Below are 21,804 nucleotides of genomic sequence, written 5' to 3'. Positions count from 1 at the left end.
ATGGACGACGAAACCCTCCTCACGATCGGGGCACTGGCCGCACGGACCGGACTGTCGGTGAAGAAGATCCGGTTCTACGCCGACCGGGGGATCGTTCCGGCGACCGGCCACAGCCCGGCCGGCTACCGCCTGTACGACGTGGCCGCCGTAGCCCGGCTGGAACTGGTCCGCACGCTCCGTGCGCTGGACATCGATCTGGCCACCGTCCGGCGCGTGCTGGCCGGTGAGACCTCGCTGGCCGAGGTCGCCGCGGCGCACGCCGCCGCCCTCGACGTGCAGATCCGGTCACTGCGCCTGCGGCGTGCGGTGCTGACCGCGGTCGCGAACCGGGGATCAAGCCATCGGGAGATGGAGCTGATGCACAAACTGGTGAACCTGTCCGACGCCGAACGGCGCCGCTTCGTCCACGATTTCATCGACGACACCTTCGGCGGCGTCGACGCCAACCCGGCCATGGTGGAACTGCTGCGTTCGAGCATGCCGGAGCTCCCCGACGACGCCACTCCCGAACAGGTCGAGGCGTGGCTGGAGCTCGTCGAACTGGTGCAGGACACGGGATTCCGGGCCGCGGTGCGGCGGATGGCCGAGTACCAGGCGGCCCAGCGGGCCGACGGAGACACCACCGGCCTGCACCACGACCTGACCGAGACCGTGCGCGACGAGGTCGGGCGAGCCCTTTCCGCGGGCGTCGCCCCGGATTCCGGGCAGGCGGGCGGCATCGTCGCCACGCTCACCGCCCGCTACGCCGAGACGTTCGGCAAGGCCGACGACGACCGGCTGCAGCAGTGGATCCTCGACCGGCTCGAGATCGCCGGTGATCCGCGCGTCACGCGGTACTGGCAGCGGGTGGCCACCATCAACGGGTGGCCCCCGTTCCCGGACCTGCAGCCGGTGTTCAGCTGGTTCGGCCAGGCACTGCGCGCGCGGCTGAACAGCCCGCGCTGAGCGCTACCGGATCCGCAGCTTCCGCATCAGCTTCAGCCCGGAAAGCATGCTTTCGACGTACTTCTCGTAGCCCTGCCCCGGCCGCGGCCCCATCACCTGCTTCTTCAGCACGGCCAGGTTCTGCACGTCGGTGTACTTGAGCAGGCCCTGGTCCCCGTGCCGGGCCCCGACGCCCGAGTTCTTCACCCCGCCGGACGGCGTCCCCTTGGCCGCATAGGCGGTCGCGAGGACGTCGTTCACGTTCACGTTGCCGGATTCGATGCGGGCCGCCAGCGCCCGCGCCGCCGCGACGTCGGTGCTCCACACCGACGCGTTCAGCCCGTAGTCGGTGTCGTTGGCCAGCGCCACCGCTTCGTCGACCGTGCGGTACTTGTGCAGGGCCACGACCGGGCCGAACGTCTCGGTGACACCGCAGAGCATGTCCGGGGTGACGCCCTCGAGGATCGTCGGCTCGAAGAAGGCCGGGCCGAGGTCGGGGCGGGGCCTGCCGCCGCAGAGCACGGTGGCGCCCTTGGCGACCGCATCGTCCACATGGGACTTGACGCGGCGCAGGTGGTCGGGCGAGACCAGCGAGCCCATGTCGGGGCCGAAGTCGTAGGCCGCGCGGACGTCGAGGGCCGAGGCCGCCGCCACGAAGGCCGTCTTGAACTCCTCGTACCGGGACTCCGGCAGGTAGATCCGCTCGATGTGCATGCAGATCTGGCCCGTGTTGCCGAACGCGCCGAACACCGCGCCCTGGACGGCCTCCGCGATGTCGGCGTCCTCCAGCACGATCATCGGGTTCTTGCCGCCGAGTTCGAGGCAGCAGCCGATGAGGTTGCGGCCCGCCCGCTCGCCGATCACCCGGCCGGTGGCCGTCGAACCGGTGAACATCACGTAGTCGGCGTGGTCGATCAGCGTGGGGCCGACGTCGGGACCCTCGCCGCACACCACCTGGAACAGCCCCTCGGGCAGCCCCGCTTCCTCCAGCAGCCGGACGCCGTAGAGCGGCGAGAGCGCGGTCTTGTTGTCCGGCTTCAGCACCACCGCGTTGCCGGCCATCAGCGCCGGCACGGCGTCGGAAACCCCGGTGGCGAACGGGAAGTTCCACGGCGCGATGATGCCGACGACCCCCTTGGGCAGCCGGACTTCGGTCGACGTCGTCAGCAGCGGCACCGGGCCGCCGCGCTTGGTCGGCGCCAGCAACCGGGCGGCCCGCTTCAGGTAGTGGCTCATCACCATCGGCGGGTCGCAGGTCTCCTCGATCGCCATCCGCCGGTTCTTGCCGCTTTCGACCTGGATCAGGTCGGCGACGGTCCGCGCGTGTTCGACGAACAGCGCGTGCGCCCGCCGGAACACCGCCAGCCGCTCCTTGACCGGGGTGGCCGCCCACTTCCGCTGGGCTTCGCGCGCGACGGTGAACGCCCGCTCGATGTCCTCCGGTGTCGACTGCGGCAACTCGACGAGCAGGTCGCCGGTGTAGACCTCGGTCAGCTTCCAGGTCCCGCCCGCCGAGCCGGGCACCCGGGCGACCAATTGCTGCAGGAACGCGTCCGTGACCGACGCGGGGCGGGTGAGTTCAAGCGGGGTGAGCGTCATGACCGGCTCCCGAGGACGAGCTGGGCGCCCATTTCCCCGATCATGATGCAGGGCGCGTTGGTGTTGCCGCCGGTGATCGACGGCATGATCGAGGCGTCGCAGACCCGCAGGCCCTCGACACCGCGCACGCGCAGGTCGGGGCCGACGACGGCGAGCTCGTCGACGCCCATCCGGCAGGTGCCGACGCCGTGGTAGACCGACGTCGCGCGGTTGAGGATGGCATCGCGCAGGGCCTGGCCCTTGAGGTCCTTGCCCGGGTGGATCTCTTCCTTCACCGCGCCCTTGAACGCCTTGGACGCGAAGATCTCGCGCACCATCTCCGAGCCTTCGCCGAGCAGTTCGAGGTCGGCCGGGTCGGACAGGTACTGGAAGTCGATGACCGGCGCCGCGGCGGGATCGCCCGAGGCGAGGCGCAGCGTGCCGCGGCTCTTCGGGTAGATGAGCGTGGTCAGCACGGTGAGCGCGGGGCGCTTGTCGACGTCGTGCCGGATCGGCGCGTCCTGGTTCGGCGACACGTACGCCCACGGCAGGAGGTGCAGCTGGAGGTCCGGGATCGCGCCGGCCTGCGAGGTCCTCAGGAACGCGACGGCCTCGAAGACCGAGTTCGCCAGGAACGTGGTGCCGGGGCGGAGCAGCTCCCGGGCCAGGCCGCGGGCGAAGTACGGTGCCGTGCCCTTGTTCTTGCTGGTCGTCACGTGGAACGTCAGTGCGTGGAACATGTGGTCGTGCATGTTGTCGCCGACGGGCAGGTCGGCGACGACGTCGATGCCGTGTTCCTTGAGGTGCTCGGCGTGGCCGACACCGGACAGCATGAGCAGCTGGGCGGAGCCGATGACGCCGGCGGAGAGGATGACCTCCTTGCCGGCCCGGATGGTGCGACGGCGGCCGCGGTCGAGGACCTCGACGCCGGTGGCGCGGCCGTTCTCGATGAGCACCTTCTCGACCAGCACCCGATCCTGCAGCTCCAGCGTCGGGGGCGCGAGGTGGTGGAGGTAGCCGCGCGAGGCGCTGTAGCGCAGGCCGTCGGCGGCGTTCTGCTGCATCCGGCTGACGCCCTCTTGGGACTCGGCGTTGTAGTCGTCGAGGATCTTGCAGCCGAGCGCGTCGGCGGTGGCGTCGACGAACTGCAGCGAGCCTTCTTGGGGGTTCTTCGCGCGGGTGACCCGGATCGGGCCGCCGGCGCCGCGGAAGGCGTTCTCGCCGTCCTCGAAGTCCTCCATGCGCTTGTAGGCGGCGTTGACGCTGTCGGCGTCCCAGCCGGCGTTGCCCTCGGCGGCCCAGGAGTCGAAGTTGGCGCGGTTGCCGCGGACGTAGACCATGCCGTTGATGGAGCTGGAGCCGCCGACGACCCGCCCGCGCGGCACGGGCATCCGTCGATCGAGAACGTGTTTCTGCGGGACGCCGTAGAAGCCCCAGTCGAGCGGCTTCTTGAGCTGCGGCACGGCGTGCATCGGCCCGACGAGCCCGGGTTTCTTCACCAGCAGCTGTTCGTCGCTCTTGCCGGCTTCGAGGACGATCACGCTGGCCCCAGCCTGTGCCAGCCGCCCCGCAATCGCCGCGCCCGAGCTCCCCGACCCGACGACGACGTAGTCGGCCTCGTCGCCGCGCGCCGCCCTTTTCGCCATGTCCGCTCCTCGCTACGACCGGCCACTAGAATTGGAACGTGTTCTAGTTCGCAGCCAACCGTATAGCGCGGACCCCGGGAAGCGCAACGGCCCGGCGGGCGGACGGCCGCGGGCCGGCGCCGCTAAGGCCGCTTCCGGATCGCTTCGCTGACCCGCTCCCCGACCTCCGGAGTCAGCGGCCCCACCGCCTCGAACCCCAGCCGCTCGGCCACCTCCCGCCCGTGCAGGTCGACCGCCGCCTCGACAAGATCCGCGTACACCCCGACCGAGCGGCGGATCCGCCACCGCGAAACCAGCAGCAGCCACAGGGCCGGCACGAGCGCGGGCCACCAGTACACGCCGACCGCCAGGTACGCCAGGCCCCACACCGGCGTGCGCGCGGCCGAGGCGCACCGCTCCTGGACCGTCGTCAGCTCCACCCGCGCCGCGTCCGGCAGCAGCAGCCACAGCCGTGGCCAGGTCGTGGTGAGGTCGAGGCCGGTGCCACGGCGGACGCGGACGGCCACCGCGCGCAGCCGGTCACCCGCCCACGTCGGGGCCTCCGGCTCGACCTCGGAAATCGCGTCGCGGCGCAGCACCGCGCGTCGCGCCGCCGCCCTGGCCGGGCGGTTCTCGCGGTCCGCCAGGACCGCCAGGGTCGCGGCGTCCGCCTTCGCCGCCGCGCGGCGGCGGCGAAGGCGGCGCAGCGCGACGAAAGGCCGGCCGAGACCGGTGCCGCCCGCGCCCCACGCGGCGACGACCACGCCGCCCAGCGCCCTCACCGCGAGGCCCGCCAGCGTGGTCGCGGCCAGGAAGCCCGCCGCCGCCCACACCAGGGCCGGTCCCGTGGACACCGTCGTCACGCGGCTGCGCAGCAACGCGAAGTCCAGGGCGTGCGCGGGGCCGAGCACGGCCGCCACGACCCCAACGGCCACGAACACCGCGGCCGGCACCGCCAGCGCGGCGGCCCACCGGCCGGCCAGGTTCTTGCCGAGCTCGGTGAAGAAGGCGTTCACAGCTCGACCCGGATCTCCCGGAACGGCTGCCCGGTCAGCCGGCACGACGGCTGCTCGCCGGTCGCTGCGCGCGGGCACGCGCCGGTGGGGCACTCCCACGCCGTGACGACGACTTCCCGTGGTCCCCGCCAGGGTTCGAAGCTGCGGCTGTCCCGCGTCAGGTGGTCGATGCCGTGCTGGGCGAAGGCGCTGTCGAGCCGGTCGAGGTCCGGTTCGGCCACTTCGCCGCGGGAGGCCCCCGCGACGACTCTGGCCAGCACATCCGCCACGCCGTACCGCGCGGCTCGCTCCGCCAGTGCCTCCCCTGCCTGCTCGCACAGGATGCCGACGCGCGGACCGGTCGTTGGTGCCATGCCGTTCTCCGAACCCCCTTCGCCACCGTCCGGGACACGCTACCGTGACCGGGAGAGGGCAGGGGGCCGTACGTGTACGACGACGTCCGATCGGTGGTCGAGGGTTTCGAGTACTCCGGCGACGTGGGCGCCCTGCTCGCCGCCGCGCTCCCGCCGCGGTCGGAGTGCCCGCGGGAGCTGCTGCCGTACCTCGCGCGGGCGCACTGGCACCGGTATCGCGCGCAGAGCGGGTTCGACGGCCTGGTCGACCGAGAATTCTGGGCGTCCTCGGCCGGTGCGCAGGCCGATCCCGCGGTCGCCGCGGTCACCTCGTCGGAGCCGTACTGGGACATCATCGTGGCGCGCGCCGATTTCGACGAATATCAGGACACCGATGCGCTCATCGCCGTCGTGAACGCCTACACCGCAGCGGCGGACTCGACTGACGACGAGCGGATGAAGGCCGCGCTCCTCGTCGACCAGGCGGGGTTGCTGCTCCTGCTCGACGAGCTCGACGGCACGAACCGCCACGCCGGGAAGGCCGTCGGCACGCTGAACCGGGTGCTGGCGCGGACGCCCGGCGACGACCCGCAACGCGCCCGCCGACTGGTCGACCTCGCCCGCGCCGAGGTGGCGGCGGGCTGGCGGCGGGGCCAGGTGCTCGCCTCCTACCGGGCCGCCGCCCAGCTGGCGCTGCGGGAACGGCCGGTGTGGCGCGACATCCTGGTGGAGCTCGCGCAGTACGAGGCCGATCTCTACGCGGACGGCGCCGCGCCGATCCACCTCGCGGGTGCGCTCGTCACGTGCCGCGACCTCGCCGACGCCTTGGAGCGGGACTTCGGCGATACGGCCGCGGTGCCCGCGCTCGGGCAGCTCGAACACGAGCTCAGCTGCCGGATCGGGCCCGACGTCGCCCGGTTCCTGCGCTCTTGCCACCGCGACCCCGTCGTGCTGCAGGCGCAGCGGGACAAGGTCGACGCCCTGGGCCGGCAGGACATCGTGCCGGGCGTCCTGCTGGAACGGCGCGACCAGACGTGGCTGCTCGCCCTCGGCCTGCCGCTCGACCACGAGGACCGGCTGGAGGTCCTGCTCGACCTCTACGGCAGACATGTCGACCTGTGGGAACTCGGTGGTGACGACGCCGCGATCGGTCTCGCCTACGACGCGGTCACCGAAGCGCTGTACACCACGTTGCCCGACGACGCGGGGAAAGCCCGGCTGCAGCGGGCGCTCTCCCACGCCGCGTCGACCGTCGCCCTCCAGACCCGCTCGCCGGACGACGCGGGCATCGCCGTCGGCGCGGCCCGCGCCCTGGTGGAACTGCCCGCGCGGGACGACGCGCAGCGTGCCCTGTGGCTCGACACCCTCGCGTCCGCGCTGGAGCGGCAGTACGAACTGGACGCGAACCCGGCCGCGGGGCGGGAAGCCGTCGCCCTCATCGAAGAGGCCATCGCGCTGACCCCGCCCGGCGACGAGAACCTCCCGCTGCGCTGGTCGACGTTGTGCACCGCGGCCCGGCAGGTGGCCGAGGACGGGGACCACGAACTGTTCGCGAAGGCCGTGGAAGCAGGCGCACAGGCGGTGTCCACCATTCCCGCGGACGACGTGCGCCGCGTCGGGATGCTCTACAACTACGCCTCCGCCGTGCAGACCCAGGCGGTGACCATGAAGGTGACCGACGAAGAACCGTACCGGGAAGCCGAACAGGCCTACCGGGCCGCGCTGGCGTTGCTGCCGGCCGGCCACGCCGACCACCCGCGCATCGAGAGCACCATCGCGGACCTGCTCTACCACCGCTACCGGCACTGCGGCGACCTCGACGCGCTGGACGACTCGCTGGACCTGGCGGAGAAAGCCGTCCGCGAAACGCCGCAGGAGCACCACTGGTGGCCGCTGCGGGCGTTCGCCCTCGCCCGGTCGGCTCGCGAGCTCGCCACGTTCGGCGGGCCGCGGTCCGGTGAACTGCGCGAACTCGCCATCGTCCACTACCGGTCGGTCGGAGCGCACCCGGCGACCACCGCGCAGCGCCGGATGTCGTGTGAGCGCGCCCAGGCCGACATGCTGGCCGAGGCGGACCCGTCGACGTGGCTGGACGCCCAGGAACGGGTGATCGCCGCCATTCCCGCGACGGTCAGCCGGGCGCTGCCCCACACCCGGCGGCTCGGCGCCGTCCGGGTCGTCGACGGCCTCGCCGACCAGGTGGTGCACGCCGGCGTGCGATCGGGCGAACTGGACCGGGCGGTGGAGCTGCTCGAGCAGTGCCGGGCCGTGCTGTTCGGCGAGTCGTGGGGTATCCGCCGCGGCTGGGCGAAACTGCGCGAAGCCTCGCCGAAGCTCGCCGAGGAGCTCAGCGAGGTGGAGAAGGACCTGAACCAGGCCGACTCCTACGCCGACCTGACGTTCCACGTCGAGGTGAAGTACCAGGGCCGGACCTCCGTCCGTGACTGGGATCCGCGCCCGCAGACCGTCGAGCGGATCCGGCGGCTCGCCGCGCGGCGCGACGAGCTGCTCGAAACCGTCCGGACGCTGCCGGGGTTCGGGAATCTGCTGCGGCCGCCCTCCCTCGGTGACCTGCGGGCCCGCCTGGCCGGGCACACGGCGGTGGTGGTCAGCGCGACCGGCACCGCGTTCGTCGTCCCTGGCGACGGTGGCCCCGTCGATCCCGTGCCGCTGCGGCAGATGAGCGTGGTCACCGCCCGGACGCAGATCGCGAAGCTGCGGGCGGCGCTCGCCGCCGTGAAGGACCCGGCATCCTCGTTCGACCGGCGCGAGCAGGCCCAGCTCGACGTGCACGCCGTGTTGGAGTGGCTGTGGGACACCACGGCGGGCCCGGTGCTGGACCGGGTCGCCGACGGGCGGCTGTGGTGGTGCCCGATCGGCGTGGCGGCGGGCCTGCCGCTGCACGCCGCCGGGCGGCACCGCGAAGAAGCCGGCCGGACGGTGCTCGACCGGGTCGTCTCCTCGTACACGCCGTCGCTCGCCGCGTTGGCCGACACCGTCACCTCGCCCCCGCCTCCCGACACCCGCGCCACCGCGCTGGTCGTCGGGGTCGGCGAACGCGAGGGCGTCCCCGTGCTGCCCGGCGCCCGGGCCGAGGCGGCGGCGGTGGCCGCGGCCCTGCCCGGCTCCACCGTGCTCCTCGACGACGACGCCACGGCCGGCGCCATCAAGGAGGGGCTCCACGAGCACGCGATCGCGCACTTCGCCTGCCACGGCCGGGCCGTCGGCTGGGCCGGGCACCCGAACACCGGCGGGCTGGTGATCGCCCGCGGGATGTTCGCGCCGTCGTTCGTGCGCGACCTGCGCACCACTTGGGCCCGGCTGGCGTTCCTGTCCGCGTGCGACACCGCGGGCCCCGGCGCGTCCCTGCTGGACGAGCCGCTGAACCTGGCCTCGGCCTTCCACCTCGCGGGGTTCCGCCAGGTCGTCGGCACCCTGTGGCACATCGGGGACAGCTCGGAGACGGCCACCGCGGTGTACGCGGCGCTGACCGGGCACGGCCGCCGGCCCGCCGACACGACCCGGGCCGCGGCCGCGCTCACGGAAACGGTGCGCCGCCAGCGGGACGCCTACCCCGCGCTGCCGACGCGCTGGGCCGCCCACGTGCACGTCGGTGCCTGAGCCCGGGCCGTCAGCCCCAGGTCAGGAAGCGGTAGTGCAGGCCGGTCGAGGACTCCAGCCACTCCCCCACGGCGTCCGCCGGACGGCCGACCTCGGGTGCGTGCGTGTCCCCTTCGAAGGACTCCCGCAGCTCGGTGACGACGATCCGGTCCGCGAACGGCAGCGCCGCGCGGTACACCGCCGCGCCGCCGATCACCCACAGGTCGCCGGGCACCGCGGCCAGCGCCGACGGCAGGTCCACGAACGTCTCCACCCCGTCCTGCGGGGCCGACGACAGCACGAGGTTCCGCCGGCCCGGCAGCGGCCGGAACCGCGGCGGCAGCGACTCCCACGTCCGGCGGCCCATCACCACCGCCGCCCCGGCGGTCAGCTCCTTGAAGTGCTTGAGGTCCTCGGGCAGGTGCCACGGCAGCGAACCGTCCCGCCCGATGACGCCGTTCGCCGACTGGGCCCAGACCAGCCCGATCACACCGCCACCGGCGCCTTGATGCCCGGGTGCGGGTCGTAGCCCTCGACCGAGAAGTGCTCGTACGTGTAGCCGAAGAGGCTCTCCGCCGGCTTCAGCCCGAGCGTCGGGAACGGCCGGGCGTCGCGGGCCAGCTGCGTGCGGACCTGGTCGACGTGGTTGTCGTAGATGTGGCAGTCCCCGCCCGTCCAGACGAAGTCGCCGACGCGCAGCCCGACCTGCTCGGCGATCATGTGCGTGAGCAGCGCGTAGCTCGCGATGTTGAACGGCACGCCGAGGAACAGGTCCGCGCTGCGCTGGTAGAGCTGGCAGGACAGCTCGCCGTCGGCGACGTAGAACTGGAAGAAGGCGTGGCAGGGCGGCAGCGCCATCCGCGGGATGTCGGCGACGTTCCACGCCGACACGATGATCCGCCGCGAGTCCGGGTTCTCACGCAGCGTGCGCAGCACCTCGGCGATCTGGTCGACGTGCCCGCCGTCCGGGGTCGGCCACGACCGCCACTGCACCCCGTACACCGGACCCAGATCACCGTCGTCGGCCGCCCACTCGTCCCAGATCGTGACGCCGTGCTCCCGCAGCCACGAGACGTTCGCGTCGCCGCGCAGGAACCACAGCAGCTCGTAGGCGATCGAGCGGAAGTGGACTTTCTTGGTGGTGATCAGGGGAAAGCCTTCGGACAGGCGGTACCGCAGCTGGTGCCCGAAGATCGACCTGGTGCCCGTACCGGTACGGTCGCCCTTGCGGGCGCCCGCGTCGAGGACGTGGCGGAGGAGGTCTTCGTACTGCGTGTCCGGCATGCCCGGAGCCTAACCCGTGCCGCTGACTCAGCGTGAACCCCGGTTGCGCCACACGGATGGGCGGCAAAACTTGACCCATTCCAGAAAAGGCCCTAGGGTCGGCGGCGATGTCGGACTTCGAAGCACAGCTGCGGGCGGTTTCGCTGCGGGTCACCCGGCCCCGGCTGGCCGTGCTGGCCGCGCTGCGCGAGCATCCCCACGTCGACACCGAAACGGTGATCGAACTGGTGCGCGCCGAGCAACCGACGGTGTCGCACCAGACGATCTACGACGTGCTGCGGGCCCTCACCGAAACCGGGCTGATCCGGCGCATCCAGCCGGCCGGGGCGAACGCCCGGTACGAGGCCCGGGTGGGTGACAACCACCACCACGTCGTGTGCCGTTCGTGCGGGGCGATAGCCGACGTCGACTGCGCCGTCGGCCACACCCCCTGTCTCACCGCTTCGGACGACCACGGTTTCGTGATCGACCAGGCGGAGGTCGTCTACTGGGGCACCTGCCCCGGCTGCGCGGCCGAACGTCCCCGAAATGATTCGCCGCTCCCGGAAGGAAGTAAATGAGCTCCACCCAGGACAACCCGTCCTCCGCGCAGGGCGTGGACAAGAAGGCGGCGGCCGGTTGCCCGGTCGCGCACGACTCGGTGACTTCGCAGGGCAGCGAGAGCGAGAACCCGGCGATCGACTCGCCGTCCCCGAAGACGGGTGGCAGGCCGCGCACCCTCCAGGACTGGTGGCCGAACCAGCTCGACCTCACCCCGCTGCACGCGCACTCGTCGAAGAGCAACCCGCTCGGCGAGAAGTTCGAGTACGCCAAGGAGTTCGCGAAGCTCGACGTCGAGGCCCTCAAGCGGGACATCACCGACGTCCTCACCACCTCGCAGGACTGGTGGCCGGCGGACTTCGGCCACTACGGCGGCCTGATGATCCGGATGAGCTGGCACGCGGCGGGCACCTACCGCATCTACGACGGCCGCGGCGGCGCCGGTGACGGCGGCCAGCGCTTCGCCCCGCTGAACAGCTGGCCGGACAACGCCAACCTGGACAAGGCGCGCCGCCTGCTGTGGCCGGTCAAGCAGAAGTACGGCCAGAAGATCTCGTGGGCCGACCTGCTCGTCCTGGCCGGCAACGTCGCCCTGGAGTCGATGGGCTTCAAGACCTTCGGCTTCGGCTTCGGCCGCGTCGACACCTGGGAGCCGGAGGAGATCTTCTGGGGCCCCGAGGACGACTGGCTGGGCGACGAGCGCTACGCCAGCGACACCGAGATGGTGCCGGAGCTCGGCGCGACCGAGATGGGCCTCATCTACGTCAACCCCGAGGGTCCCCGCGGCAGCGCGGACTTCGAGGCCGCGGCGCACTTCATCCGCGAGACCTTCGCCCGGATGGCGATGAACGACGAGGAGACCGTCGCCCTCATCGCCGGTGGCCACACCTTCGGCAAGACCCACGGCGCCGGCGTGGCCGACGACCACGTCGGCCCGGAGCCCGAGGGTGCCCCGATCGAGGCGCAGGGCCTCGGCTGGCTGAACACGCTCGGCAGCGGCAAGGGCCCGGACCAGATCACCAGTGGTCTCGAGGTGACCTGGACCGACAAGCCGACCGAGTGGAGCAACCGCTTCTTCGAGATCCTCTTCGGCTACGAGTGGGAGCTCACCACGAGCCCCGGCGGCGGCAAGCAGTACGTCGCCAAGGACGCGCCGGAGATCATCCCGGACCCGTTCGACCCGAACAAGAAGCACAAGCCGACGATGCTCACGACGGACCTGTCGCTGCGCTTCGACCCGATCTACGGCCCGATCTCGCAGCGGTTCAAGGACAACCCGGACGAGTTCGCGCTGGCCTTCGCCAAGGCCTGGTACAAGCTGCTGCACCGTGACATGGGCCCGGTCAGCCGCTTCCTCGGCCCGTGGGTCGCCGAGCCGCAGCTGTGGCAGGACCCGGTCCCGGCCGTCGAGGGCGAGCTCGTCGGCGACGCCGACATCGCCGCCCTCAAGGCGAAGGTGCTGGAGTCCGGCCTGTCGGTGTCCGAGCTGGTTTCCACGGCGTGGGCGTCGGCCGCGAGCTTCCGCTCCACCGACAAGCGCGGTGGCGCGAACGGCGCCCGGATCCGCCTGGAGCCGCAGCGCAACTGGGAGGTCAACCAGCCCGAGCAGCTCGGCAAGGTCCTGGAGATCCTCGAGGGCGTCCAGCGCGAGTTCAACGAGGCGGGCGGCGCGCAGATCTCGCTGGCCGACCTGATCGTGCTGGCCGGTTCGGCGGCCGTCGAGAAGGCGGCGCGCGACGCCGGCGTCGAGACGACCGTGCCGTTCCACCCGGGCCGCACCGACGCCTCGCAGGAGCAGACCGACGTCGACACGTTCAAGGTCCTCGAGCCGCGCGCCGACGGCTTCCGCAACTACCTGCGGGCCGGCGAGAAGCGCCAGCCCGAGGTGCTGCTGGTCGACCGCGCGTACATGCTCGACCTGACCGCGCCGGAGATGACGGTCCTGGTCGGCGGCCTGCGCGCCCTCGGCGCGAACCACGCTGGTGCCGCGCACGGCGTCTTCACGGACAAGCCGGGCGTGCTCACCAACGACTTCTTCGCCAACCTGCTCGCGCCGGGCACCAAGTGGAAGGCGTCGGAGTCGGCGGAGAACGTCTACGAGATCCGCGACGTGACGACCGACGAGGTCAAGTGGACCGCCACCGCGGTCGACCTGATCTTCGGGTCGAACTCGCAGCTTCGCGCGCTGGCCGAGGTCTACGCCAGCGACGACGCCCGCGAGAAGTTCGTGGCGGACTTCGTGGCCGCGTGGACGAAGGTCATGGAGCTGGACCGCTTCGACCTCGCCTGATCCCGTTCGGCAAAACGGGCCCGGCCGACCTCGGCCGGGCCCGTTTTGCGTCTCCGGCGATCTTGACAAGGGGTGAGCGCCGACCTACCGTGAGTGCCACGCCGCCGGGTTGTCCAGACCATTTACCGTCTGAAAGGACACCCGACGATGCGTGTGCGCGCTTTGCTCACCCTCCTGGCGGTCCCGGCCCTGGCCGTGGCGACCGCGTCCCCCGCGCTGGCGGCGGACCCGTCCGTCGCCCCGGGCGGCAACTTCGACCTCTCGATCTGGCAGCTGCAGGAGCCGGTCGGCTCGCCGGGCAGCCCGACGACCATCTCCTCGTCCCGGCTACAGGGGCCGAACGGCTTCCAGGACAGCTACTTCTACACCGACACCCGCGACGGCGCGATGACCTTCTGGGCGCCGGAAAAGGGCGTCACCACGCCGAACTCGAACTACGCGCGGTCCGAGCTGCGCGAGATGAACCGCGACGGGTCGGCCGCGAACTGGTCCCTGAGCGGGTCGCACAAGCTGAGCGCGACCCTGCGCGTGGTCTCCGTGACGTCGAACGTGTGCGTCGGCCAGGTGCACCTCGGCACCGGCGGCTCGTCCACGAAACCGCTGCTGGAGCTGTACTACCGGGCGAGCGGGGACATCGTGCTGGGCACGGAGAACTCCCCCGACGGCGGACAGACGCCGCACACCGTCGGCCACGTCTCGCTCGGCAAGACGTGGACCTACACGATCGGCATCTCCGGCGGCAACACCATCGACCTCACGGTCAACGGCACCACCACGCACTACGGCATCCCGGCGTCGTTCAAGGCGTACAAGCAGTACTTCAAGGCGGGCTCGTACAACCAGTCCTCTTCGGACAGCACGACGAAGGGCGCCCGGGTCGCGTTCTACGGCCTGAAGGTCACCCACGGCTGACGAAGAGCGGCCCGGCCGCCACCGGGCCGCCGTTCGGTCAGCGCCAACCCAGCTCCGGGGCCACGTGCTCCAGGATGTTCTCCAGCACGTGCGCGTTGTAGTCCACCCCGAGCTGGTTCGGGATCGTCAGCAGCAGGGTGTCCGCGGCCTGGATCGCCTCGTCCTCCTTGAGCTGCCGCACGAGCTCGTCGGGCTCACCGGCGTAGGAGCGGCCGAAGATCGCCCGGGTGTTCTCGTCGATCATGCCGACCTGGTCGCGCGAGTGGCGGTCACGCCCGAAGTAGGCGCGGTCGGTGTCGTTCGTCAGCGCGAAGATGCTGCGGCTGACCGACACGCGCGGCTCGCGTTCGTGGCCGGCTTCGGTCCACGCCTCGCGGTAGGCCTCGATCTGCTTGCGCTGCTGGACGTGCAGCGGCTCGCCCGTCTCGTCGTCCTTGAGCGTCGAGCTCTGCAGGTTCATGCCCAGCTTCGCCGCCCACACGCTCGTCGCGTTCGAACCGGAACCCCACCAGATGCGCTCGCGCAGGCCCTCGGAGTGCGGCTCGAGGCGCAGCAGCCCCGGCGGGTTGGCGAACATCGGCCGCGGGTTCGGCTGCGCGAAGCCCTCGCCCTCCAGCAGCTTGAGGAACACCTCGGTGTGCTGGCGGGCCATGTCGGCGTCGGTCTCGCCCTCGCCCGGGGCGTACCCGAAGTAGCGCCAGCCGTCGATGACCTGCTCGGGGGATCCCCGGCTGATGCCGAGCTGGAGCCTGCCGCCCGAGATGAGGTCCGCGGAACCCGCGTCCTCGGTCATGTACAGCGGGTTCTCGTAGCGCATGTCGATCACGCCGGTGCCGATCTCGATCTTCGACGTCCGCGCGCCGATCGCCGCCAGCAGCGGGAACGGGCTGGCCGCCTGCCGCGCGAAGTGGTGCACGCGGAAGTAGGCGCCGTCCACGCCGAGCTCCTCGGCGGCCACCGCCAGGTCGATCGACTGGTGCAGGAAGTCGGCGGCCGACCTGGTCTCGGAGTGCGCGCCCGGCGACCAGTGGCCGAACGACAGGAAGCCAATCTTCTTCACGCCCCCTCAGACGTCCGGGAGCCGCGAATGATTCCCGGGTGTGACCGCCGTCGTTCGCTCGTTCCGGTGAATCACCGTCCGGGCGCGGCCGAGCCGGGTATCCCGCCGGAAACGAGGAGGAGACGCATGCCCGACAACGACCTCACCGGCTTCCTGCTCATCGGCCTGGTCTTCGTGGTGGCCGACGGCCAGGTGCTCTACCGCGGGGGCCGCCGCTACCTCAGCGGCCCGGACGGCGAGGAGGGGAGCGGCTCGCTGGCGTGGATGGTGGTGACCGTCTTCCACCTCGTGTCGTTCGGCGTGCTCGCCCTGCTCTCGGTGGTCGGCCCGCAGTGGTCGGGGTCGACGGCCGCGCTGGTCGGCAGGCTCGGCGTCTTCCTGCTGCTGATGGCCGTGGCCCACGTGCTCACCCTGGCCGTGCTCTCCCGCCGCCGTCAGGACCGGATCGTCGAAGAGCACTTCCAGGAGCGCGAACCCGAGCGGCCGGTGTCCGAAACCTACGTCCAGCCCGCCACCGAGGTGGTCGTCGAGCCGGCCTCGACGGACCCGGCGTGGCGGCCGGCCGTCACCCCGGTCCCGGGCCAGGAGGGCCCCCGGCCACGGGTGAGCCCGGATCTCGGCAACCACGGCCCGTACCGCACCTGACCTGCACCGCGGGGTTCACCGGATCGAAGGAACCATCCGGCGAGCCGCGGTTTTCGCGCTGCCACCGTCCCGTTCGCCGTGCTTTGATCTTGCCCGGCCGGTGCGCGAGGAAGGAAGACTGCGGTGCGAACGTCCCGAGCTGGGCTGGCGGTGGCGGTCTCGGTCCTGGTCGCGGCCACGGCACCCGCCGCCGCGACCACGCCCGACCCGTTCGCGCCGTACCGGAGCCAGGAAGTCTCCTGGGGCGCCTGCCCATTCAAGCAGCGGACGGCCCAGTGCGCGCGGATCAGCGTCCCGCGGGACTGGGCGGCGCCGTCGGCCGGGACCGACCTGCAGGTGGCGATCAGCCGCGCAGCCGCCACCGGCAGCAGGCAGGGCGCGATCCTGGTCAACCCCGGCGGCCCCGGCGGCCGGGGAACGTCGCTCGCCGGGGCGCTGGCCGGGCTGGAACCGTCGCTGAACGAGCACTACGACATCATCGGCATGGACCCGCGCGGCACCGGCCAGGAAGGCGGCCCGGACGACGGGTACGTGTGCCGGGTGCCGCTGGGCCGGCTGCCGCAGGACGACGACCTCGACGCCCGCGACCGCTCGGCGGCCAGCATCGCGGTGCACCAGCGGACCCCGCGGGTGCTGGCCGAGGCGTGCCAGAGCGACGCGCTCGCGCCGTTCATCACCACCTGGCAGACCGCGCACGACATGGACCTGATCCGCACCCTGCTGGGCGACGAGAAGCTGAACTACCTCGGCTTCTCCTACGGCACCTGGCTCGGCGCGAAGTACGCGTCGCTGTTCCCCGACCGCGCCGGGAAGCTGGTCCTCGACTCCAGCGTGAACTTCGAAGGGCGCCTGCAGGCCGCGTTCGAAGCGTTCCCGAAGATCGACCAGCGCCAGTTCGACCGCGTCTACGCGCCGTGGCTGGCCCGCCGGTTCCCGGAGCAGCTCGGCAAGACCGCCGGGGAGGTCCGGGCGAAGTGGGAACGGCTGCGGGCCTACTTCAAGGCCAAGGGCGTACCGCCCGACGTCTTCGACTCGGTCTTCGTCGGCAACGGCAGCACCCGGCAGTGGATGACCGGCGCCCTCGTCCTCACCAAGGGCGCGGCGGCGCTCGACGGCGAAGCCGCCAAGCCGCCGCCCGCCGCGCTGCGGGACGACCTCGACCGCGCCTCGCGGGCCGTCTTCGGCCGTCCGGCGGCCCGGCTGACCGCCGCGGACGTGGCGGCGGACCCGCCGGAACCCGACTACGCCGACGTCCCGGGCACGCGGCTGGCCGTGGCGTGCGGCGACCAGCCGACACGGCCCGCGAGCTGGTACAAGCTGCTCAGCGACCTGCAGGGCCCGGCCTACCCGTTGTTCGGCTGGGCGTACGGCCTCAGCGAGGCGTGCGGCTTCTGGTCCGACCCGCCGCGCCACGACCTGCCCACGCTCTCACCGCGCGCCGCGAAGAACATCCTCGTCGTCCAGGGCGAGTTCGACCCGCAGACCGGCTACGAACAGGCGGAGGCGGCGGCGCGGACCGCCGGGATCCCGATGATCTCGGTGGCGGATTCGCCGTTCCACGGCCAGTACGCGGTCAGCGGGAACTCGTGTGTGGACGATCTGGTGAACGGCTTCTACCTGGGTTCCGCCCGGCCGGCGGCCACCATCTGCCCCGGCGTCCCGCTGCCGGGCGAAGACCGGGTGTACCCGGTGGCGGGCCCGGCGGGCGAGCCGTCCCAGCGGCCGGTGCCCGCGCCGCGCGACGCCCGATCGAGCGTCCGGGAACGGCTTCAGGACGACATCAGCGCGGTCAACCGGGGTCGCTGATCCGGTAGGCCACGCCGAGCCGGTCGATGTCCTCGAGGTCTTCCGGGTACAGGCCCCGGCCGGTGAACCGCTCGACGGCGACCAGGCCCTTCTCGGTGCCGTCGCGGTGGTTCTCCAGATCGAGACCGGCGAGCGCCGCGATGACGTCTCCGTCCGGGGACGGCTCCCCCAGCCCCGGCTCGAACGAAGCGAGCACTTCGCCGGCGCGGGCGAAGGACAGGCGCGTCACCGCGTTGACGTTCCAGAACATGCTCGCCGCCCGGCCGGCGCGGGACGCGGCGGTGAGCACGGACTCGCGAGAGCCGTGGTAGCCGTTTTCCTCGATCGCCACCACGACGCCGTCGAGGTCGAGAACCGCCAGCCACGGATCCGCGTACGCCTCGCGCAGGTCCTCGAGCGGCTCGGGCCGGGCGGGGTCCGCGCCGAAGGCACGCACGACCTCGTCCACCGGGAGACCGGTGACCACGGTGACGGTCGCCGCCACCGTCAGGCGGGACCGCCCGATCCAGCGGTAGCGCACTTCGGGCCGGTCGACGACCGGCGGCTCGGGCTCGCCGCGCAGGCGGTGGCCGAGGCGGTCGGCCCGGGCGTGCACCACCGGCGGCCCGGGCGGCGCCGCCCAGATCCAGAGGTCGTAGCTCTCGGTCTCCGGGTCGTCGCGGCCGTAGGCGTGCACGCGGACGCGGTAGTCGCCCGGCCACGGCGGCGTCGTCACGCCCCCGCCGACGCCGGCCGAGCCGTGCTCCGCGTGCCAGCTGAGGTCGACGACTTCCTCCCAGCCCAGGGTTTCCACCGCGGCGGGCGGCTCGGCCAGCACCCGGACGCCGACGCGGACGTGCCCGTTTTCCGTGCCGGTGCGGACGACCACCCCGCCGTCGACGACCTCCGCGAGCCCGTTGTCCGCAAAGCCGTGGCGCACGGCCGGAGCATCGCCTTCGCTCAGGGCGAAGACGTGGTCGCGGACGTGCGCGGCCGTGCTTCCGTGCTGGGGCAGGCGGTACTCGGCACGTTCCTTCTCCCGCAGCGCCGCCGCGTAGCCCTCGGGCATCGGCCTCGAACGCAGCAGGACGGCGGCCGCCCCGAGCGCCGTCCCGACGATGCCCGCGACACCGGGGTGGCCGGTTTCGCGGGCGGCGATCGTCGTGACCACCAGCGCGGTCGCGAGGTGGTGGGCGCCGTGCGCGGCGGCGATCGCGGCTTCGTCGCCTTCGGCGGTCGTGCCGGCCGTCAGGTCGGCGGTCAGCTTCGCCACCAGCTCGAAGAGACCGGGCTGGGTGTGCACCAGCAACCGGGTTTCCCGTACGGCTTCGGTTTCCCCGTCGGTGGTGAGGAAGCCGAAGCTCCCGTCCGGCGGCGGCTTCAACGTCCCCGCGACCGGCGGCGCCGGAATCTCCAGCCGGGCCAGGGTCAGCTCCACGGCGCCGTGCACCCGCTCGACCACCCACGCCGGCAGGGCCCGGAGCGCGGCCGTCGGTTCCGGCTCGTCCGGGAACCGGCGCGGCTCGGGCTCGAACCGCAGCCGGCCCAGCACCGCGGCGGGCGCGGCCGGGATCACGGCCGCGACGACGGGCACGGCGGCCGCCACCACGGCGGCAAGGTCCTCCCCCATACGCCCACTGTGCCAGAAACACCTCGTGGGTGGGCGGGGATCGACGGCTCGGCCACTCCCCGGGCCGCCGCGAGTCCACAGTAGACGGCGTCAGCGGCCCTCGGCGAGTACCCGCAACGGATCCGGGTACCGCGGCCGCCAGTCCAGCTCCCGCTCGGCCTTGGCCGGGCGGAACTCCTGGTCGAGGGCGAACGCGTCCGCGACCGGCCCCATCGCCGCCCGCGCCTGCTCCAGCGTGATCGACACCGTCTTCCCTTCCAGGCCGGCGGCGTGCGCGCACGCCTCGGCCACCTGCTTCGCGGTCGGGTTCACCCCGCCCACACCGACGTAGACCGATCCCGGCTCCGCCGCCAACGCCGCCACGTACAGCCGGGCCAGGTCGTCGACGTGGACCAGGGCCCAGTGGTTGGCGCCGTCGCCGATGTACGGGATCGCGCCGCTCTCCCGGCCCGGCTGGACGAAGAACGCGTCGATCAGGCGGTTTTCGCCGCCGTACAGCAGACCGGGCCGCACGATCACCGGGTGGGCCGCGCGGGCCAGCACCGCCTCCTCCACCGGCCCGCGCCACGCCACCACCGCCGGCGGGTCCCACGGCGCCGTTTCGTCCCGCACCCCGCCGGTGTCGCCGTACACCCAGGTGCCGCCGGTGTGCACGTACGTCCCACCGCCGGCCATCGCCGTCGCCGCGGCGAGGTCCTCCTCGCCCGAGGTGGCCTGGGCCAGGTGGATCACCGCCGCCGCCCGGCCGGCGCCGCCCGCGAGGACGTCGAGGTCGGCGAGACCGCCCCGGACCGCGGTGGCCCCGGCCGCCACGACGGCCGCCGCCGCGCGGTCGCTGCGGGCGAGCGCCTCGACGGTGTGGCCCGCCCGCACCAGTTCCGCGATCGTGGCCCGGCCGATGTAGCCGGACCCGCCGGTCAGAAAGACCTTCATCACTGCTCCTTTCGCCTACCAGGCCACTTTCGCCCCGGCCGGGAGCCCGCGTCCAAGACCTCTTCCGGCGCCGGTGATACCCGCAGGGCATCAGCACGGGACCCTTTCTCAACCTTCAGGTTGACAATGCCCGGGTCGCCGCCTACGGTCGTCCTCAACCGAACAGTTGAGGACGAACCGGTGGACGAAGACAGCGAGCGGCTCAACCGGGTGTTCGCGGCATTGGCCGACCCGACGCGGCGCGATCTGGTGGCGCGGCTGGCCGGCGCGGACGCGACCGTGGGCGAGCTGGCCGAGCCCTACGACATGAGCCTCCAGGCGGTCTCCAAGCACGTGAAGGTGCTGGAGGAGGCCGGGCTGGTGACGCGCAGCAAGGACGCGCAGCGCCGTCCGGTCCACCTGGACGCGGAGGTGTTCGACCTGATGACCAAGTGGATCGAGCGGTACCGGCGGCAGGCCGAGGAGCGCTACCGGCGCCTCGACGCCCTGCTGGGCCGCATGAGCGGCGGGGAAACCCGGCCCCGGAAGGACGCGTCATGACCACGGCGAAGCACGAAACCGAAATCCTGGCCGACGAAAAGGTGCCGACGATCCGGCTCGTCCGGGACTTCGACGCCCCGCGGGAGCAGGTGTTCCGCGCCCACGTCGACCCCGAGCTGTACGCGCAGTGGGTCGGGCCGCACTCGGTCACCACCCGGATCACCCGCTGGGACGCGCGCACCGGCGGCGAATGGGCCTTCGCCAACGACCGCGACGGCGAGGAGATCGCCGCCTTCCACGGCAGTTTCCACGAGGTGCGGCCGGACGAGCGGATCGTGTGGACGTTCACCTACGACGGCGAACCCGACGGCGTGGCGCTGGAAACGCTGACCCTCGAAGAGCTCGAGGACGGCCGCACCCGGCTACAGGTGCTGAGCGTGGTGCCGGACTTCGCCACCCGCGACGGCATGCTGGCCAGCGGCATGGACGTCGGGGTCAACGAGGGGTACGCCAAGCTCGACGAACTGCTCGCCCGATGACCCCGGCCCGGCAGCACGCCGCCGACGCGGCCCGCTTCACCGAGCTGGTCGAATCGGCTTCGGACGGCGACTGGACGCGCCCGGCGCCGGTGGCGGGGTGGACGGCGCTCGACGTTGTGCGGCACCTGGTCGAGTGGCCGCGCGACTTCCTCCGCGGCGCGGGGATCGACCTCCCGGCACTGCCCGTCGACGCCGACCCGGCGGCAGCGTGGAAGCAGCACGTCGCCGACATCCAGGCCATCCTCGAGGACCCGGCCGGCCGCGTGCTCAGCAACCCGCACACCGGCGACCGGCCGGTGGACGAGGCGATCGCGCAGTTCTACACCGGCGACGTCTGGATGCACTCGTGGGATCTCGCGAAGGCGCTCGGGCGGGAGCCCGACCTCGGGCAGGAGCGCTGCGCGGAGGCGTTGACGGCGATGCGGCCGATGGAGCAGCTCCTGCGCGACAGCGGCCAGTTCGGCCCGGCGGTGCCGGTCGCCGAAGACGCTTCGGCGCAGGACCGGCTCATGGGATTCCTGGGCCGCGACCCGGCCTGGCACGCCTGAGCAAACCGCGACCGGAAGCGCGGGGGCGGGCGGCAATGGGCCGCCCCCCCCCCCCCCCCCCCGCAACAAACAGGGAAAAGGGG

At 72.4% G+C, this 21,804-nt stretch carries 19 protein-coding genes; 10 read left to right on the top strand and 9 right to left on the bottom strand.

Annotated elements, in window-relative coordinates:
* The gene (locus ACWEGE_RS40535) at positions 1 to 945 is read left to right on the top strand and encodes a MerR family transcriptional regulator (RefSeq protein ID WP_449665799.1); all 945 of its coding nucleotides are present in this window, start codon (positions 1 to 3) and stop codon (positions 943 to 945) included.
* Positions 946 to 948: 3 nt separating this feature from the next.
* Here ACWEGE_RS40535 and ACWEGE_RS40530 read toward each other — a convergent pair whose 3' ends face one another.
* From ACWEGE_RS40530 to ACWEGE_RS40515, 4 genes are all read right to left on the bottom strand, one after another.
* Entirely contained in the window at positions 949 to 2,523 is a 1,575-nt protein-coding gene (locus tag ACWEGE_RS40530; protein WP_449665798.1) for a succinic semialdehyde dehydrogenase, read from the bottom strand.
* The gene (locus ACWEGE_RS40525) at positions 2,520 to 4,148 is read right to left on the bottom strand and encodes a GMC family oxidoreductase (protein WP_449665797.1); all 1,629 of its coding nucleotides are present in this window, start codon (positions 4,146 to 4,148) and stop codon (positions 2,520 to 2,522) included. The genes ACWEGE_RS40530 and ACWEGE_RS40525 overlap by 4 nt, the downstream gene beginning before the upstream one ends.
* A gap of 122 nt (positions 4,149 to 4,270) precedes the next feature.
* Complete coding sequence (locus ACWEGE_RS40520; RefSeq protein WP_449665796.1) at positions 4,271 to 5,143, bottom strand: hypothetical protein; 873 nt, start codon at positions 5,141 to 5,143, stop codon at positions 4,271 to 4,273.
* Positions 5,140 to 5,496: a hypothetical protein gene (locus tag ACWEGE_RS40515; RefSeq protein WP_449665795.1), complete on the bottom strand. Its 357-nt coding sequence runs from the start codon at positions 5,494 to 5,496 to the stop codon at positions 5,140 to 5,142. Before ACWEGE_RS40515 ends, ACWEGE_RS40520 begins: the two co-directional genes overlap by 4 nt.
* Before the next feature lie 72 nt (positions 5,497 to 5,568).
* On the opposite strand from ACWEGE_RS40515, the gene ACWEGE_RS40510 reads away from it, so the two are divergent.
* A complete protein-coding gene (locus ACWEGE_RS40510) occupies positions 5,569 to 9,096 on the top strand; it encodes a CHAT domain-containing protein (RefSeq protein WP_449665794.1) in 3,528 nt (1,175 codons plus the stop codon).
* 10 nt (positions 9,097 to 9,106) lie between these two features.
* Here the strand turns inward: ACWEGE_RS40510 and ACWEGE_RS40505 are convergent, their stop codons facing one another.
* Positions 9,107 to 9,565 (bottom strand): dihydrofolate reductase, encoded by a 459-nt coding sequence (locus ACWEGE_RS40505; protein ID WP_449665793.1) that lies wholly within the window; start codon positions 9,563 to 9,565, stop codon positions 9,107 to 9,109.
* A complete protein-coding gene (locus ACWEGE_RS40500) occupies positions 9,562 to 10,359 on the bottom strand; it encodes a thymidylate synthase (RefSeq protein WP_449665792.1) in 798 nt (265 codons plus the stop codon). Before ACWEGE_RS40500 ends, ACWEGE_RS40505 begins: the two co-directional genes overlap by 4 nt.
* 107 nt (positions 10,360 to 10,466) lie before the next feature.
* Between ACWEGE_RS40500 and ACWEGE_RS40495 the strand changes: the two genes are divergently transcribed.
* From ACWEGE_RS40495 to ACWEGE_RS40485, 3 genes are all read left to right on the top strand, one after another.
* A complete protein-coding gene (locus ACWEGE_RS40495; protein ID WP_449665791.1) occupies positions 10,467 to 10,919 on the top strand; it encodes a Fur family transcriptional regulator in 453 nt (150 codons plus the stop codon).
* Positions 10,916 to 13,189: a catalase/peroxidase HPI gene (gene katG / locus ACWEGE_RS40490; RefSeq protein WP_449665790.1), complete on the top strand. Its 2,274-nt coding sequence runs from the start codon at positions 10,916 to 10,918 to the stop codon at positions 13,187 to 13,189. The genes ACWEGE_RS40495 and katG overlap by 4 nt, the downstream gene beginning before the upstream one ends.
* Before the next feature lie 147 nt (positions 13,190 to 13,336).
* Positions 13,337 to 14,101 carry a polysaccharide lyase family 7 protein gene (locus tag ACWEGE_RS40485; protein ID WP_449665789.1) on the top strand — a complete coding sequence of 255 codons (765 nt, stop codon included), beginning with the start codon at positions 13,337 to 13,339 and terminating at the stop codon, positions 14,099 to 14,101.
* A 37-nt stretch (positions 14,102 to 14,138) separates the two neighbouring features.
* On the opposite strand, the gene ACWEGE_RS40480 is transcribed toward ACWEGE_RS40485, so the two are convergent.
* On the bottom strand, positions 14,139 to 15,161 hold the full coding sequence (locus ACWEGE_RS40480; protein ID WP_449665788.1) for an LLM class flavin-dependent oxidoreductase: 1,023 nt from the start codon (positions 15,159 to 15,161) through the stop codon (positions 14,139 to 14,141).
* Positions 15,162 to 15,287: 126 nt separating this feature from the next.
* Between ACWEGE_RS40480 and ACWEGE_RS40475 the strand changes: the two genes are divergently transcribed.
* Positions 15,288 to 15,806 (top strand): hypothetical protein, encoded by a 519-nt coding sequence (locus tag ACWEGE_RS40475; RefSeq protein WP_449665787.1) that lies wholly within the window; start codon positions 15,288 to 15,290, stop codon positions 15,804 to 15,806.
* Positions 15,807 to 15,956: 150 nt separating this feature from the next.
* Positions 15,957 to 17,612, top strand: a complete 1,656-nt coding sequence (locus tag ACWEGE_RS40470; protein WP_449665858.1) for an alpha/beta fold hydrolase — start codon at positions 15,957 to 15,959, stop codon at positions 17,610 to 17,612.
* Here ACWEGE_RS40470 and ACWEGE_RS40465 read toward each other — a convergent pair.
* Complete coding sequence (locus ACWEGE_RS40465) at positions 17,596 to 19,221, bottom strand: DUF6461 domain-containing protein (RefSeq protein WP_449665786.1); 1,626 nt, start codon at positions 19,219 to 19,221, stop codon at positions 17,596 to 17,598. The genes ACWEGE_RS40470 and ACWEGE_RS40465 overlap by 17 nt on opposite strands.
* Positions 19,222 to 19,311: 90 nt before the next feature.
* Positions 19,312 to 20,154: an NAD-dependent epimerase/dehydratase family protein gene (locus ACWEGE_RS40460; protein WP_449665785.1), complete on the bottom strand. Its 843-nt coding sequence runs from the start codon at positions 20,152 to 20,154 to the stop codon at positions 19,312 to 19,314.
* Positions 20,155 to 20,334: 180 nt separating this feature from the next.
* Here ACWEGE_RS40460 and ACWEGE_RS40455 point away from each other — a divergent pair, with 180 nt between their 5' ends.
* The 3 genes from ACWEGE_RS40455 to ACWEGE_RS40445 are packed head-to-tail and all read left to right on the top strand — an operon-like array spanning position 20,335 to position 21,721.
* The gene (locus ACWEGE_RS40455; protein ID WP_410613046.1) at positions 20,335 to 20,694 is read left to right on the top strand and encodes an ArsR/SmtB family transcription factor; all 360 of its coding nucleotides are present in this window, start codon (positions 20,335 to 20,337) and stop codon (positions 20,692 to 20,694) included.
* Complete coding sequence (locus ACWEGE_RS40450; protein WP_449665784.1) at positions 20,691 to 21,173, top strand: SRPBCC family protein; 483 nt, start codon at positions 20,691 to 20,693, stop codon at positions 21,171 to 21,173. The genes ACWEGE_RS40455 and ACWEGE_RS40450 overlap by 4 nt, the downstream gene beginning before the upstream one ends.
* Complete coding sequence (locus ACWEGE_RS40445) at positions 21,170 to 21,721, top strand: TIGR03086 family metal-binding protein (protein ID WP_449665783.1); 552 nt, start codon at positions 21,170 to 21,172, stop codon at positions 21,719 to 21,721. Before ACWEGE_RS40450 ends, ACWEGE_RS40445 begins: the two co-directional genes overlap by 4 nt.
* Positions 21,722 to 21,804: the final 83 nt, after the last annotated feature.

The sequence above is a fragment of the Amycolatopsis sp. NPDC004747 genome (assembly GCF_053601335.1).
Note: the sequence above shows the minus strand (reverse complement) of the source record. Positions and strands in the feature narration are given on the sequence as shown.